Origin of the sequence: Streptococcus sp. LYSM12, assembly GCF_004569635.1 — a bacterium.
GTDB lineage: Bacteria > Bacillota > Bacilli > Lactobacillales > Streptococcaceae > Streptococcus.
In genome coordinates, this window is record NZ_SPOZ01000030.1 from 1 (window position 1) to 14,616 (window position 14,616).

The following is a 14,616-nucleotide window of genomic DNA, read 5'->3' on the forward strand; positions in this document are numbered from 1 at the left end:
TATATTGAGTTTTACAATACACGACGCTATCAGACCAAATTAAATAACCTGACTCCTATAGAATTCAGGAATCAGGTTGCTTAATATCTTTTATTATTTGACTGTCTACTTGACAGGGAGCCGTTCACGGTCTTGTCCCAAACTTCTTATCGTCCCAATAATCGTGCGAAGAAACCTTTTGATTTTTCCTGCGCATGCGCCTTGGCTTCGTCCAATTCCAGCTTCAACACATCCTTATCTGCCATAGCTTTTAAGGTTAGTTGTTGCTGCTGGTCCAGCTGTTTATCTTTTTCAGAAATCTGAATATCTTTCACCCGCAACTGCTCATCTTTTTCAGCAATCTGCTTATCTTTGACTTCAAGCTGTTTATACAAACGGCTGATTTCATCATTTTTTTCATCTACCAAGATTTCCATCAGCTCACGCTGTTTGACTTCTTCACTAATCGGCTCATCTTCAAAAATGGTCGTCTTATAAATCTCTTCTAACTTGACAAGGCCTGCCCGATTAACAACCGTTACACCCTTTTCATTTTTTTCAACGAATTCTTCTGGAAGAGATTTGACGCGGTTGTTCATCGCCTGGCGACTCACTCCTAAAATCTCTGCTAATTCGCTGACTGTCTTTTCAATTCCCATAATATCCTCAATAATTGCTTGATTTTTTCTTGTTTGTATCATTAAAATATTACCACAACCACCTATTCCTGTCAAATTTTCCTACCATTTAAAGCAGGCTTCAAGCCCTTTTATGGTACAATAAAACTAAAAACGATGAATTGCTAGTTAGGAAAAGAATCCCTTATGACACATTTTGACACCATTATTATCGGAGCCGGTCCCGCCGGCATGATGGCGGCTATCGCAGCGAGTTTCTACGGCCAATCAACCCTGCTTCTGGAAAAAAATCGAAGACTCGGCAAAAAATTATCAGGGACTGGTGGTGGACGCTGTAATGTAACCAACAATGGGACACTCGAAGACCTACTCGCTGGTATTCCTGGAAATGGACGTTTCCTCTACAGCGTCTTTTCCCAATTTGATAACCATGATATTATCCATTTTTTTGAAAACAATGGTGTCAAACTAAAAGTTGAAGATCACGGACGTGTCTTTCCAACGACAGATCGTTCCCAGACCATTATCAAGGCTCTTGAGATGAAGATGCTTGACTTGGGAGTTGACATTCGGACGGGAACCGAAGTTCTCTCTGTCAGAAAGAACAATGAAATCTTTCAAATTAAGACAGCCCATCAGCTTTTCACCAGCCACAAGGTGATTGTCACAACAGGTGGAAAAAGCTACCCCTCAACGGGTTCCACTGGATTTGGCCACGACATTGCCCGTCATTTTAAACTGGCCGTCACTGAGATTGAGGCGGCTGAAAGTCCCCTTTTGACCAACTTCCCCCATAAGGCTCTTCAAGGTATTTCACTCGATGATGTCACCCTCCACTATGACAAACATATCATCACCCACGATCTCTTATTTACACACTTTGGTCTCTCTGGACCTGCTGCTCTACGTCTATCCAGCTTCGTCAGGGGTGGAGAAACGGTCTACCTAGATGTACTTCCACAGATAGATAAGGAAGAACTCACTGCTCTCTTAGAAAGCAAACGGGAGAAAGCCCTCAAAAATGTCTTAAAAAGTCTGATGCCAGAACGGCTAGCAGAATTTTTTGCAGCTCCCTATCCACTCAAGGTCAAACACTTATTACCAAAAGAGTTAGAGCAACTTATTGCATCTATCAAAAGGTTCCCAATTCCAATCACAGGAAAAATGTCGCTAGCCAAATCATTTGTGACTAAGGGTGGTGTTGACCTCAAGGAAATCAATCCTCGAACCCTCGAAAGCAAGAAAGTCTCCGGACTACATTTTGCAGGTGAGGTCCTAGACATCAATGCCCATACAGGTGGCTTTAACATCACCTACTGTCTTTGTACTGGCTGGGTCTCTGGAATCCAACCCCTAGCGGTCTCAAGAATACAATGACAGGACATCAGAAAAGGCCTCACATCAAGTTCATTAACACATTGATGTGAAGCCTTTTCATTCTAGCAAGAGTTTTGCCCAGTTTCTTACACCCTTTTGATGTATCATCTAGTCTTTTCGTTTGCTTTCCGTACGAGGCAACGAGCTGCAGGAGGCTGGGCAAGACGAGCCAAAAAACTCGAAAAAAGGGACTGCAGTACCCTAGTTTTCACTCGTTACAACCATGTCCCTTTTAAAAGAACGTTTTCGTAAGCTGATAGAAAGCGATGTCTACCTGTCTAAAACACAGCAAGAAAACGCAAGCCCGCAGTAACAGCTACCCCAACTCCAACCGCCAGCAGAATATTTTTAGTTTTTAGGATAACAAGGAAAGTCACTACCAAAGCCATGGTCTCAACTGGTAATATGCTCGGGATACTGCCCACTTTTTCATCGATAATGCTTGATAAGGTCAATGAAAAGATGATGGAAATCGGTAAAAATCGCAAGAATTTAAGAGCAACTGGCGATAAGGTCTTACCTTTTATCAATACAAAAGGTAAGACCCTCGGCACCCACGTTACCACCAGGGCCATCAGAATAGCCACTAAAATGTATCTATTGATCATCTAACATCACCCCCACAAAACAACCAACAACGGTTGCAACAAGAACTGTAATATAGGCTGAAACCAGCATTGCTAGCCCCATATATGCTACAAAAATACTCAATAAAATCAAGCCAAGCTTCTTCAACGAAACTTGTCTGACCATGGCTTCTAACTGACCTTCAAAGATACCGACAAACATAGCGACTAAAGCAAAATCAAGCCCCAGCTGTTCAGGTTGTGGAATGAAACCTCCAATAAGATTTCCCAAAACAGTAAACACAAACCAGGAAGCATAACTCGCCATATTATTACCATACATCCAGTAAGGTGACACATCGGAAGTTTCTAACTGTTTCCGCAATAGGACACCGTAGGATTCATCTGTCAAAAAGGAGCCGATAAAGAGATTTGAAGCCAACCTATTCCCTTGAAATATAGTTGTCGCATGGAGACTCAATAGAAAATGACGCAGATTGACAAAAAATATCGTCACCGCCATTGACACCAATGGTGCACCCGCTAAGAGCATCGCACACATGACAAACTGTGCGCTTCCTGCATATACCAATAGGCTCATCAAGCCCATTTCCAGCGCTGAAACTCCTGAATTGACGGAAACAATTCCACAAGCCAACCCAATACTAGCGTAACCCAAGACCGTTGGAATGGCAGCTATTGCTCCTTCTCTCACCAAGGTTTTTGACATATACTTCTCCTTTTCTAACTCCTATGGTTGGTTTGCTTGTATAAACTAGAAAAACATCCAACCATTCAAGCTATTTTCCCCAAATGAGACTCGCGACTATCAACACCTCTCAGACAGCGCGAACATACGGTATAGAGGTAGAACCACTCATGATATAGCCATTTCGTTTATATTTTTATGACTTCGTTCACTCGTCTTGCTGTACTCCAGTACTACCTGCGACTCCTTGCCTAGTACTAAAAATAAACGAAACGGCTATGTTAAACCATTGATTGCCCTCTCTTCTTTATTTCTGAATCCAGGCTAAACGAATACTCTGTAAACAATCAAACACAAGAGGATAATTGAAAAAGAACCCTTTCAGATTCTCATTCTTCTAGCATCTCAAAAGCCAGGCTTGGCTTGGCATTCAAGGATAGAGAAGCTAGATTGTTCTTATTCCATTCGCTAACTGCTGCTAAGGCAATCATACCTGCATTATCGCCGCAAAGGCGCAGAGGTGGAATAAGAACCTCTACATTGCTAAGTTCTTCGCTCAAACGCTCACGCAAACCTTGATTAGCAGCAACTCCACCTGCAACTACCAAGGTTTTCACTGGATATTTTTCCAAGGCCTTTTTGGTCTTGGCCATTAAAATGTCTAAGACACAGGCCTGAAACGACGCCGACAAATCCTCATTGGATAGGCTTTCGCCTCGCTGCTCAGCATTATGGTACAGATTAATAAAGGCCGATTTTAAACCTGAAAATGAAAATTCCAGATGATCTTCCTTGACCATGGCACGCGGAAAATCATAAATATCATTGCCTTGATAGGCTAATGCATCAATGACATGACCCGCTGGATAGGGAAGCCCCATAACACGACCAACTTTATCGTAGGCTTCTCCAACCGCATCATCACGCGTTTCTCCGACAATTTTGTAATCTCCTGGTTCTGCTACATAGACCAGTTCTGTGTGACCACCTGACACTAATAAAGCAAGTAAAGGGTATTCTAGTTCCTTACTACTACGCGCAGCCATTAAATGCCCTGCCATATGGTTGACAGGAATTAAGGGTAGATTATTTGCCCAAGCAAAAGCTTTTGCGGCTGATAAACCCACCAAGAGGGCTCCAACTAATCCTGGACCATAGGTCACTGCAACCGCTGTAAGATCACACGCCTCTATACCAGCCTCTAATAGGGCTTCCTCGATACAAACTGTAATCACTTCGACATGGTGGCGGCTAGCCACTTCAGGCACAACTCCTCCAAAACGCTTGTGGCTCTCAATTTGACTAGCAATTACATTGGAGAGCAAGTCTGCATCATTTTTTAATACCGCAACCGAGGTCTCATCACAAGACGTTTCAATCGCAAGGATATATCTATCGCTCATCTATCTCTCTTTTCATCATAATAGCATCTTCTGTAGGATTAGGGTAATAATCCTTTCGTCTGGCAATTTCTACAAATCCATAGCGCTCATATAAGCGTTTAGCACGCTGATTGGAAGCACGAACCTCTAAAAATACCGCACCCGAAAACAGCTCAATACACTCTAACAAACGTCCTGCAATTCCTTGACCCTGTACAACTGTCCGCACAGCAATGTGCAAGATTTCCAATTCATCCACCAACTGCTGAACAGCTAGAAAACCAAGGAGATTTTGACCCTCTTTCGCCAGATAATAGTACGTTTCTGGTCGCATAATGTCTATTGCTATCTGCTCCACCGTCCAAGGTGATACGGTGTAGACATCCGCCAATATGGCGTAGAGAGCGGGTGCTATTTCTTCTCGCCCCTTATATTCTTCAACTTCTATCATAGACGTTTAATATAGCTTTCTTTATCTGTTTCTTCATTGTCCTTGAGCCAATTTTCCTCAGCCTCAACCCGCTTGAGATAACGTGGCTCAAATGGCATCACCTCACTAGTCAAGGCAACTTCTCCGTCCAAGGCCAGTTGATAAGCAGACGGCACAGTTGCTTGATAGTGGGCTTCTGGCAAGCTTGCTGTAATCTGCTCAATAAAGGGCTCTACTTCACCGACAAAAGTCACACGCTCATGGGCTTTCACCTCTTCTAGCAAGGCGACAAAAGAAAGATAGGTATCCACTTTGACCGACTGACCTTTTTCGTAAAAACCTGCATAGACATGATTTCTTCTTGCATCAATAATTGGCACAACTAGGCCCGCTATATCTTTTGGTACCAAGGCCTGCAGGCTCGAAATGCCTACCAAGTCAATCCCCAGAGTATAGGCTAAGGTCTTTGCTGTCGAAACCCCAATCCGCAGTCCCGTATAAGAACCGGGTCCTTGCGCCACTACAATACGATCCAAGTCGGTCGGCTGCCAGCCTACTGATTGCATCAAAAAATCAATCGTTGGCATCAAACTAGTGCTATGGTTTTTCTTGACCGTAAGGATCATTTCTGTCTGTAAACGTCCATTTTCTACCAAAGCCACCGCCAAGGTTTGATTAGACGTGTCAAGTGCTAATACTTTCATCTTTGCTCTCTTTACATGATTCTTGTTCTTTCTATTGTAAGCTATCTTGCCCTTTTTTTCAATTCTAGACAATAGTTCATCTTGAAAACGATTTGAAAAACTATTGATTTTTCACTTTCTTGCCAATTCCTTTTACCTAAAGTTCCTTTTATGATATAATAATAGAAAAATCACATCTAAAAATGACAACTCTAGAAAATTACATACAAATCAACTAGATTATCTTCGTGGTAATCTAGTCTGTTCGGACGGCACTCAATAGCCCATCGTTACAAGAACATCAGAGTTTGAGCAGTCTGCTTACACTCTTACTTTTTTATAGTCCGAACAGTTGGATACAGACTTGTCATCAATGAAAGGAAAAACATGATTTATAAAGTATTTTACCAAGAAACAAAAGATTCTACTCCACGCCGAGAACAAACACGCACCCTCTATCTTGACATCAATACCAAAGACGAATTAGAGGGTCGCATCATCGCGCGCAAATTAGTAGAAGAACATACTGCCTACAACATCGAATTTATCGAACTCTTATCTGAAAACCACCTTGAGTACGAAAAAACTCACGCCAATTTTAGCATTACGGAGTTTTAATCCATGTCAGTTAATCTAAAATCCCAAGAAGTTGGCGTATTCGCTATCGGTGGTTTAGGGGAAATCGGTAAAAATACCTACGGAATTGAATACCAAGACGAGATTATCATTGTCGATGCAGGAATCAAGTTCCCAGAAGACGACTTGCTCGGTATTGATTACGTTATCCCAGACTACTCTTACATCGTTGATAATATTGACCGCGTTAAAGGTTTGGTCATCACTCATGGTCACGAGGACCACATCGGAGGCATTCCTTTCCTCCTCAAGCAGGCCAATATCCCAATCTATGCTGGGCCTCTGGCCCTTGCCCTCATTCGTGGCAAATTGGAGGAACACGGTCTCCTGCGTGATGCCACCCTCCATGAAATCAATCATCGTACTGAATTAACCTTTAAACAATTAAAGGTGAGCTTCTTCCGTACGACCCACTCTATCCCAGAACCACTCGGTATTGTCATTGACACCCCCCAAGGGAAAATTATCTGTACTGGAGACTTTAAGTTTGACTTTACACCTGTGGGAGAACCTGCTGATTTGCACCGCATGGCTGCCCTCGGAGAAGAAGGTGTACTCTGCTTACTATCTGATTCAACAAATGCCGAAATCCCAACCTTTACCAATTCGGAAAAAGTGGTGGGGCAATCTATCATGAAATTGATTGAGGGCATTCACGGACGGATTATCTTTGCCTCTTTTGCATCTAACATTTTCCGACTACAACAAGCTGCTGACGCAGCAGTCAAAACAGGACGGAAAATTGCAGTATTTGGGCGTTCCATGGAAAAGGCCATTGTAAATGGAATTGAATTAGGCTACATCAAGGTTCCAAAAAATACCTTTATCGAGCCAGGCGAAATTAAAGAATATCCTGCAAATGAGATTATGATTCTCTGTACCGGGAGTCAAGGAGAGCCAATGGCTGCCCTCTCCCGTATCGCACATGGCACCCACCGCCAAGTTCAATTACAACCTGGTGATACCGTTATTTTCTCATCAAGCCCAATTCCAGGAAATACAACCGGCGTTAACAAGTTGATTAACATCTTGATTGAAGCAGGTGTGGAAGTAATCCACGGAAAAATTAACAACATCCATACTTCTGGACACGGTGGGCAACAAGAGCAAAAACTCATGCTCCGCCTCATCAAACCAAAGTTCTTCATGCCTGTCCACGGTGAATACCGTATGCAAAAGATCCATGCCCAACTCGCAGTGGATACAGGTGTTCCTAAGGACAATATTTTCATCATGGAAAATGGAGACGTCCTTGCACTCACCAAAAATAGCGCTCGTCTAGCAGGACATTTTAATGCCCAGGACATCTATGTGGACGGAAACCGCATTGGAGAAATCGGAGCCGCTGTCCTTAAAGACCGCAGAGATTTGTCAGAAGATGGCGTGGTACTTGCCGTTGCAACCGTTGATTTCCAATCACAAATGATTCTTGCAGGACCAGACATCCTCAGTCGAGGCTTCATCTACATGCGCGAATCAGGCGACCTCATCCGTGAAAGCCAACGCATCTTATTCAATGCCATTCGCATTGCTCTAAAAAATAAAGAAGCCAATATCCAATCAGTCAACGGCGCTATTGTCAATGCACTCAGACCTTTCTTATATGAAAAGACCGAGCGCGAACCAATTATCATTCCGATGATTCTTACGCCAGACAAATAATTAAAAAAAGATGAAGACAACCGTGATTTTAGAATCACGGTTGTCTTCATCTTTTTCTTTCTGGGTTACCTAGCACAGGCCACCCGCAGGGGATCTACACTCCACGCATTGCTAAAACTGCAACATTCTAATTTGGACTTCTCGAGAGTATTACCTGTCCAAGTTTTTCACATACTGATCAACAGCTAGAATTGCCTGAACCACCTCATCTGCTGAAAAGCGAGGGGACATTGGGCAAAGGTGTTCCTTTTCCCCTATCGCTTGTTGACTGACTCGAAAGAGAGCATCATAGCTGGCATTTTCCAAATGCAACCTTTCTAAAGTCGTAGGCATTTGAATGGTTTGATAGAAGTGAATGTAACGATTCAATTCCTCAACTGACCGCTGTTCAAGAAAGAGCTGGACCAAGGTTCCATAGGCTACTTTTTCTCCATAGGTCAGCTGGTGAACGTTTCCTGTCATGATTGTGAAACCATTGCAAACAGCATGGGCTATCGGCATGGTCGCAGTCACAGCCTCAAAGCTAATCCCACTAAGCAGTGTATTCACCTCAATAACATTTTCCAGAGCCCGCGTAACCAACTGTCGTTCACAAGCTTGCAAAGCTGCAAGACTATCAGCAAATAAGGTCCTCTCACATTGCTGGGCAACCGCAAAAGTTGCTAGACTTTGTGCATTACCAAACATGGTTTTGTCATCTGACTGCTGGGTTGCCCGTACTTCCAGCCAAGTCGCAAGGCCATTTGCAATACCTGATGCCAGCAGACGTTTGGGAGCTTTTGCAATCACTTTTGAGTCCACCAAGACAAGCTCTGGAGGCCTGCTATGAAATAAGTATCTCTGAAAGTTCCCCTCATCAGTATAGATAACAGATAAGGCAGAAGCCGGTGCTCCTGTAGATGCAATCGTTGGTGCAACTACAATCGGTAGACCTAGGAGGTCTGCGACCACCTTGGCGCTATCAATTGTTTTACCACCACCGAGACCGATAATCATATCTACTTGTTGCGCTTCTGCAAGCGCAAGGACACGAGTAAACTCATGTTCAGACGCTTGGCCACTAAACCTTGTATGAACCACTCGCATACCATAACGAGTTAAATAGGCCATGAAGCGCTTGCCCACCAACTCAAGTACCCGAGTGTCACAGAACAGCAACGGTTTACTGCCCAAGGTCAATAGTTCCTTTGCATGTTCAAATAGGGCATTTTCTCCTTGAATATAACGAGACGGACTTGCAAAAACTTTCATAGAAGCCTCTTTTCTATCTCAAATATGGAGCTTCCCTTGCGCTTCCTGCCAATCTTTCGCAAAGTCATCCACTGCCTTACTGATAGCAGGCATGGCAAAGGCAGCTTCAAATACTTCGCTTCCTGCCGTAATCGCTTGTACCCCACAAGCAAAAGCGCGATTCATTTGAGCAACATTTTTAAAAGAGGCTGCTAAAATCTTGCTAGAGGAACCTGATCTAGCAATCGCTTGTGCCAAAAGAGAGAGAACCTCTTCTGGATTGATATTCAAATTTTCCATACGATTATAGTAAGGTGCAAGATAGTCCGCTCCCGTTTCTATAGCTAATAATCCCTGGAATGTTGTGTAGATAGCTGTAGCAGTAATTCGAACCCCCTCTTCTTTTAAGACCTTTATTGCTGCCAGTCCATCCGTCGTAACAGGAATCTTGATATAGATATCATCTCCAAACTCCCGCCGTATCTTACGGGCATCGCGAAGAATTCCCTCATAATCTTTCGCTACTACTTGAATATGAATAGAAGCAGAAGTCCCAATCACTTCCCGTATCTCCTGAATCCGCTCAAAAAAGTTGATTGTTCCCTCTTTTTTTACAATGGTCGGATTAGAGGTCACCCCCGCAAGCGGGAGGACCCTCGACCATTTTTTAATCTCATCAAGATTGACTGTATCCAGCATAAATTCCATATAAAACCTCTTTTACAATGTATGTTCCGTTCGTCCAATAATATCATCCTGTGTTGCTTTAGAAAGAACATTGAAGAAAGCTGAATAGCCTGCAACACGCACGATCAAATCTCGGTGTTTTTCTGGATGTTTCTGTGCATCTATCAGCGTTTCACGCGACACAACGTTGTATTGAATATGATATCCATGAAGACGATTAAAGAATGTCCGAAGAAGGGCAATCAATTTTACCTTATCCTCTTCCTTTGCGAGCGTCTGTGGGTTGACTTTTTGATTGAGCAATACACCACCTACAATTTCATGCGTCGGTAGTTTTGAAACAGATTTCAAGACAGATGTTGGACCTTTTTTATCCATATTATGAGCTGGTGAACACCCCTCAGCTAACGGTGTACCTGCATTTCGTCCATCTGGAGTAGCCAGTGTTCCACGACCTTGACCTACATTTGCCGAAATAGAAGACGTTCCAGAGTAGCGAATCCCTCCGATTGGACCACGACCATAGCGCGTATTGGGATATTTCGCAATTTCATCTACATAGATATCATATGCATCCCGTATCAGCTGATCTGCATAATCATCATCATTGCCATATTTAGGAGCCTCATGAATCAGCATCTCTTGAATCTCTTTCCCACGCTCTCCTGCATAATCCGTCTCTAAGGCATACCAGAGCTCCTCTGGTGTTAAACGCCGTTCTTCAAAGACAAGCTTCTTAATAGCAGCCAATGAATCCGATAGGTTTGCAATTCCAACCTGCAAGCCTGAAATATAATCATAGACTGCCCCACCTTCTTTGAGGTGTTTTCCACGCCCAATACAATCATCTGTCAAGGCTGAACAGAGAATATCTGGCACCTCTCGCTCAAGTGAAATATCAATAGCATTTTCGACCACCACACTCATCCGAGTCAAATGACGGAGGGTCTTCTCCCAAGCAACTTGCAGTTCATCAAAACTCTTCATCGCTTTGAAATGTCCAAATCCTGGAGCAAATCGTTTACCAGAAGCAGGATCAATCCCATCATTCATCATAATGAGTAGCACTTTCGGGAAATTCATGTAACTCATACCAGTACAACGGTAGCCCCATTTACCAGGAACAGCTGTCTCAACGCAGCCAATCGCGCTATAATCATAGGCATCTTCTTCCAGCACTCCCTTTTCAATAAAGGAAGGAATGATAATTTCATCATTATTAAAAGCAGGCATCCCAAAACCAAGTTTCATCACTTCAATACACTCATTCATAAAACGAGCATCTAAACCAGCGTGATAGCGAACGGTTAAATTCGGTTGTGGTAAGTGCGTTTGAGCAACAGATTTTAGCACTAGATAAGATAGAGGATTAACTGCATCCTTTTTATCCCGTGTCTGACCACCAATAGTCACGTTTTGATACAAGGGACTACCTGCAGATGAAAAGGTGTGAGCTTGACTACGCACTTTATTGATGGTAATCGTTTTAATCCAGAGATTTGTCAAACGCTCTACAATGCTTTCTTGCGTTTCACGACCGGATTCCAAATCAGCTTTCACATAAGGATACATATATTGATCAAACCGACCATAGGATAGGGAATGTCCGTTCGACTCTATTTGGAGAATACATTGAATAAACCAAACAGACTGGACTGCTTCTGCAAAAGTAGTTGCTGGTTCATATGGTACTTTTGAACAAATATCCGCAATGTCAAGCAACTCTTGTCGTCGTTCTGGGCTTGCTGTTTCAGCCAATTTTTGAGCTAGTTTGACAAAGCGTTCTGCGTATGTTTTGACCGCATCAACTACAATAAAGATAGAATCATAAAAATGATATTTATCAATACTTGCTGGATCCGTTAAATCCAAGGCAGCTTTTGCCGTCCTCGCTTTTTCTTCAAATCCTTTCAGCCCATCTTGCAGTAATTTTTCATAACTGACTGCCAGATGTGCATCGCCAGAATTCATCTTTCCCTCCATTCCAAAGAAACCTGTTTCCATATACACTTGGGTTTCTTCCGGAAGCAGCACTCCAGCTCTCGAGCGCAAATTATTCTTTTCCCAAAATGGAGCAATACTCCGCAACTGCTCTTTTGTTTCCTCTGTGATGTAAAAGACATCTCCATCACGTTTTTCAAACAAGTCAAGCTCATTTAAGACAAATTCTAAGGTATATTCAGGAAAGATAGGAGCATCTTTATTGGAAGAGGCTTGATTACCAACAATCATCGTTTCATCTTCGATATAAAGCGTCATATTTTCCAAAATTTCTTTCAGCATATGAGCACGCTTCAAGACATTTGGCTTTTCTTTATGTTCTTGATAGGCTTTTGTCACCAAAACAGCACGTTCTGCATCGATGTAAGGTTTTTTATTTAGGACATCTTCCCGATACTTGTTCATACGAGCCGTTAGATTTCCAAAATACTCCGTCTTGATGCTAGTGCTAGCAATTTCCACCTTTGTTTCCATGATGTCTTTCCTTTCTTTCGAAAACATTTTTGTTTCATTTGTAATTAAATTGTACTTTTTTCTGGCCTTTTTTTCAATCAGTAAAGGAAAAATAAAGACAAACACATCCGAGTTTGCACATCTGTGCAACAATTTTTAGGCAGCAGCTTCTTGCTCATTCTTATAGGTAATCCTGTCTTGTACCTTAAAGAATGGGAAGTAAACAAGGGTAGACACCAGTAGGATCAATAGCTGAACGACTGCACCCTGCCAACCAGCAACCATAAAACCAGAAATGATAGCCGGAGTACTCCACGGCAAGGTCACTCCAGAAAAAGGGGCCATAAATCCAACAGCGATTGCACCATAAACAATAACGGCTGCTAAGATTGGAACCATTAAAAATGGAACAAACATGACCGGATTCATCACGATTGGAAAACCAAAGACAATCGGTTCATTAACATTGAACAAGGCTGGAAATGCTGCAACTTTCCCTAAGGCTTTGTATTGCTTTGATTTTGCCGCAAACAGCATGGCAACTACAATACCAAATGTAATTCCTGAGCCAGACATGATTAAGAAACTGTCTAAAAATTGTTGCGTTACAATGTGAGCTCCATTTTTCACAGATAAAGTACCTGCCGTAAGCAGGGCCTTGTTGGCATCTAAATTAGAGAGCAAAAGCGCGGTTACAACTCCATTGACAACAGATTGACCATGTACACCAAACCACCATAAGAAAGAGATGAAAAAGGCTATTCCAATAGCTCCATATAAAGATCCTGTTAAGCCTTGCAACGGTACTTGAATCACATCGTAAATCATCTCAATAAACGTTCCACCACCTGTGATCACCTTGGAACCAATGTAGACAATCATCGACAGTAAAAAGATTACAAAGGCAGGAATCATTGCCTCAAATTGCTTGGAAATGGCCTGTGGTACTTGTTCAGGCATTTTAATAACAATATGACGTTGAATGAACACTGTATAAATTGCACCGACGACTAAGCCAATGATGATGGCACCAATAATACCTTGACCACCAAACCAAACTTTTGTAATCGCATCTCCAATAGCCTCTCCCTGCTCAGGGATATACGAAGATCTCAACAGAATAAAAAATGCGGATAAGGACAGTACTCCTGCTGGCAAGGGTTCTACACCACTGTTTTTAGCATAAGAATAACCGATAGAAAAACAAGAAATCAATCCCATAATGGCAAAGGTTCCGCTATACACCTGCATCAATGGTTCTGTCCAAGCTGCACCAAATACAGCTGTTATAGCTTGATTCAGCCCCTCAAAAGGAAGCTGTCCCAAAATCAGAAAAAGGCTCCCCACTACCGTCAAGGGTAATATCGCTAACATCCCATCTTTCAGAGCAATGATGCCTTTCATATTCACAAATTTCATAATTGGAGCAATTACTTTTGTCGTATCAACTGTAGCCACGATATACCTCCGTTCTTTATTTCACAAGATCTAAGGCTAGTTGCAACACCTTTTTACCATCGAACATGCCATAGTCTGCCATTGGAATAACAGTAATTGGAACTTGATAATCATCACAAATTGCTTTGGATTTTTCTAATGTATATGCAACCTGAGGTCCGAGCAGGGCAACATCTAACTGAGGAACATAGTCTGCGATTTTAGCCTGTGAAAAAGCCTCTATTTCTGCATCAATACCAGCTTCCTCGGCTGCTATTTTCATATTATTTACAAGCATACCTGTTGAAAAACCCGCTGCACAAAATAATCCAATTTTTACCATTTTTATCTCCCTATCATTTACTTGCTAATTCTTTTCTCAAATCAATCATTTCTTTTACCAGATTAATTTCTGTAATACTTGTCATTAAGTGATCTTGAGAATGCACAAATAAGGCTGTGATTTCTGCTTTTGTCCCACTCGCTTCTTGGGCTAAAAACTGAGTTTGCATATTATGAGCTTCTAGCAAGGCCGTATCCGCTAATGCTACCTCATTCTCACTCTCTACAAATCTCCCATGTTTAGCATGATTCAAAGCCTGATAAATATGCTGCTTAGCATCTCCTGCATTGAGAATCAGCCCCATAATAATTTGATCAGGTACAATAACTTCCATTTCCTTACCTCTTTTTAGTTTTTTCTTGTGAAGCGCTTTCAATTATACTATAGCATTAGCACAGCATTT

Annotated in this window: 15 protein-coding genes; 3 read left to right on the top strand and 12 right to left on the bottom strand. The window is 42.3% G+C overall.

Annotated elements, in window-relative coordinates:
- Window positions 1–146: 146 nt before the first annotated feature.
- A complete protein-coding gene (locus E4T79_RS09235) occupies window positions 147–638 on the bottom strand; it encodes a DUF536 domain-containing protein (RefSeq protein WP_135029709.1) in 492 nt (163 codons plus the stop codon).
- A 165-nt stretch (window positions 639–803) separates the two neighbouring features.
- On the opposite strand from E4T79_RS09235, the gene E4T79_RS09240 reads away from it, so the two are divergent.
- Window positions 804–1,994 (top strand): NAD(P)/FAD-dependent oxidoreductase, encoded by a 1,191-nt coding sequence (locus tag E4T79_RS09240; RefSeq protein ID WP_135029657.1) that lies wholly within the window; start codon window positions 804–806, stop codon window positions 1,992–1,994.
- A gap of 278 nt (window positions 1,995–2,272) precedes the next feature.
- Here the strand turns inward: E4T79_RS09240 and E4T79_RS09245 are convergent, their stop codons facing one another.
- From E4T79_RS09245 to tsaB, 5 genes are all read right to left on the bottom strand, one after another.
- A complete protein-coding gene (locus E4T79_RS09245; protein WP_135029659.1) occupies window positions 2,273–2,602 on the bottom strand; it encodes an AzlD domain-containing protein in 330 nt (109 codons plus the stop codon).
- Window positions 2,592–3,290, bottom strand: coding sequence for an AzlC family ABC transporter permease (locus tag E4T79_RS09250; protein WP_135029661.1), 699 nt, complete (start codon window positions 3,288–3,290; stop codon window positions 2,592–2,594). Before E4T79_RS09250 ends, E4T79_RS09245 begins: the two co-directional genes overlap by 11 nt.
- Window positions 3,291–3,658: 368 nt before the next feature.
- Window positions 3,659–4,672: a tRNA (adenosine(37)-N6)-threonylcarbamoyltransferase complex transferase subunit TsaD gene (gene tsaD, locus E4T79_RS09255; RefSeq protein ID WP_135029663.1), complete on the bottom strand. Its 1,014-nt coding sequence runs from the start codon at window positions 4,670–4,672 to the stop codon at window positions 3,659–3,661.
- Window positions 4,662–5,102, bottom strand: a complete 441-nt coding sequence (gene rimI / locus E4T79_RS09260) for a ribosomal protein S18-alanine N-acetyltransferase (protein WP_135029665.1) — start codon at window positions 5,100–5,102, stop codon at window positions 4,662–4,664. Before rimI ends, tsaD begins: the two co-directional genes overlap by 11 nt.
- Window positions 5,099–5,785, bottom strand: coding sequence for a tRNA (adenosine(37)-N6)-threonylcarbamoyltransferase complex dimerization subunit type 1 TsaB (gene tsaB, locus E4T79_RS09265; RefSeq protein WP_135029667.1), 687 nt, complete (start codon window positions 5,783–5,785; stop codon window positions 5,099–5,101). The genes rimI and tsaB overlap by 4 nt, the downstream gene beginning before the upstream one ends.
- 366 nt (window positions 5,786–6,151) lie before the next feature.
- Between tsaB and E4T79_RS09270 the strand changes: the two genes are divergently transcribed.
- Both E4T79_RS09270 and E4T79_RS09275 read left to right on the top strand, forming a co-directional pair.
- Complete coding sequence (locus tag E4T79_RS09270; protein WP_135029669.1) at window positions 6,152–6,382, top strand: DNA-directed RNA polymerase subunit epsilon; 231 nt, start codon at window positions 6,152–6,154, stop codon at window positions 6,380–6,382.
- Window positions 6,383–6,385: 3 nt separating this feature from the next.
- Window positions 6,386–8,062 (top strand): ribonuclease J, encoded by a 1,677-nt coding sequence (locus E4T79_RS09275; RefSeq protein WP_135029671.1) that lies wholly within the window; start codon window positions 6,386–6,388, stop codon window positions 8,060–8,062.
- A 150-nt stretch (window positions 8,063–8,212) separates the two neighbouring features.
- Here the strand turns inward: E4T79_RS09275 and E4T79_RS09280 are convergent, their stop codons facing one another.
- From E4T79_RS09280 to E4T79_RS09305, 6 genes are all read right to left on the bottom strand, one after another.
- Window positions 8,213–9,313 carry a glycerol dehydrogenase gene (locus tag E4T79_RS09280; protein WP_135029673.1) on the bottom strand — a complete coding sequence of 367 codons (1,101 nt, stop codon included), beginning with the start codon at window positions 9,311–9,313 and terminating at the stop codon, window positions 8,213–8,215.
- Between the two features lie 18 nt (window positions 9,314–9,331).
- A complete protein-coding gene (locus E4T79_RS09285) occupies window positions 9,332–10,000 on the bottom strand; it encodes a fructose-6-phosphate aldolase (RefSeq protein ID WP_135029675.1) in 669 nt (222 codons plus the stop codon).
- Between the two features lie 12 nt (window positions 10,001–10,012).
- Window positions 10,013–12,454, bottom strand: coding sequence for a glycyl radical protein (locus E4T79_RS09290; RefSeq protein WP_135029677.1), 2,442 nt, complete (start codon window positions 12,452–12,454; stop codon window positions 10,013–10,015).
- A 135-nt stretch (window positions 12,455–12,589) separates the two neighbouring features.
- Window positions 12,590–13,891, bottom strand: coding sequence for a PTS sugar transporter subunit IIC (locus E4T79_RS09295; RefSeq protein ID WP_135029679.1), 1,302 nt, complete (start codon window positions 13,889–13,891; stop codon window positions 12,590–12,592).
- 16 nt (window positions 13,892–13,907) lie between these two features.
- Entirely contained in the window at window positions 13,908–14,213 is a 306-nt protein-coding gene (locus E4T79_RS09300; RefSeq protein WP_135029682.1) for a PTS sugar transporter subunit IIB, read from the bottom strand.
- 13 nt (window positions 14,214–14,226) lie between these two features.
- A complete protein-coding gene (locus tag E4T79_RS09305) occupies window positions 14,227–14,547 on the bottom strand; it encodes a PTS lactose/cellobiose transporter subunit IIA (RefSeq protein WP_135029684.1) in 321 nt (106 codons plus the stop codon).
- Window positions 14,548–14,616 lie beyond the last annotated feature (69 nt).

Bases quoted from the DNA above. Each gene is read 5' to 3' on its own strand.
- E4T79_RS09275 (WP_135029671.1), top strand. From the start codon at position 6,386: ATGTCAGTTAATCTAAAATCCCAAGAAGTTGGCGTATTCGCTATCGGT.
- E4T79_RS09305 (WP_135029684.1), bottom strand. From the start codon at position 14,547: ATGGAAGTTATTGTACCTGATCAAATTATTATGGGGCTGATTCTCAAT.
- E4T79_RS09280 (WP_135029673.1), bottom strand. From the start codon at position 9,313: ATGAAAGTTTTTGCAAGTCCGTCTCGTTATATTCAAGGAGAAAATGCC.
- E4T79_RS09290 (WP_135029677.1), bottom strand. From the start codon at position 12,454: ATGGAAACAAAGGTGGAAATTGCTAGCACTAGCATCAAGACGGAGTAT.
- rimI (WP_135029665.1), bottom strand. From the start codon at position 5,102: ATGATAGAAGTTGAAGAATATAAGGGGCGAGAAGAAATAGCACCCGCT.
- E4T79_RS09240 (WP_135029657.1), top strand. From the start codon at position 804: ATGACACATTTTGACACCATTATTATCGGAGCCGGTCCCGCCGGCATG.
- E4T79_RS09245 (WP_135029659.1), bottom strand. From the start codon at position 2,602: ATGATCAATAGATACATTTTAGTGGCTATTCTGATGGCCCTGGTGGTA.
- E4T79_RS09270 (WP_135029669.1), top strand. From the start codon at position 6,152: ATGATTTATAAAGTATTTTACCAAGAAACAAAAGATTCTACTCCACGC.
- E4T79_RS09285 (WP_135029675.1), bottom strand. From the start codon at position 10,000: ATGGAATTTATGCTGGATACAGTCAATCTTGATGAGATTAAAAAATGG.
- E4T79_RS09250 (WP_135029661.1), bottom strand. From the start codon at position 3,290: ATGTCAAAAACCTTGGTGAGAGAAGGAGCAATAGCTGCCATTCCAACG.
- tsaD (WP_135029663.1), bottom strand. From the start codon at position 4,672: ATGAGCGATAGATATATCCTTGCGATTGAAACGTCTTGTGATGAGACC.
- tsaB (WP_135029667.1), bottom strand. From the start codon at position 5,785: ATGAAAGTATTAGCACTTGACACGTCTAATCAAACCTTGGCGGTGGCT.
- E4T79_RS09235 (WP_135029709.1), bottom strand. From the start codon at position 638: ATGGGAATTGAAAAGACAGTCAGCGAATTAGCAGAGATTTTAGGAGTG.
- E4T79_RS09300 (WP_135029682.1), bottom strand. From the start codon at position 14,213: ATGGTAAAAATTGGATTATTTTGTGCAGCGGGTTTTTCAACAGGTATG.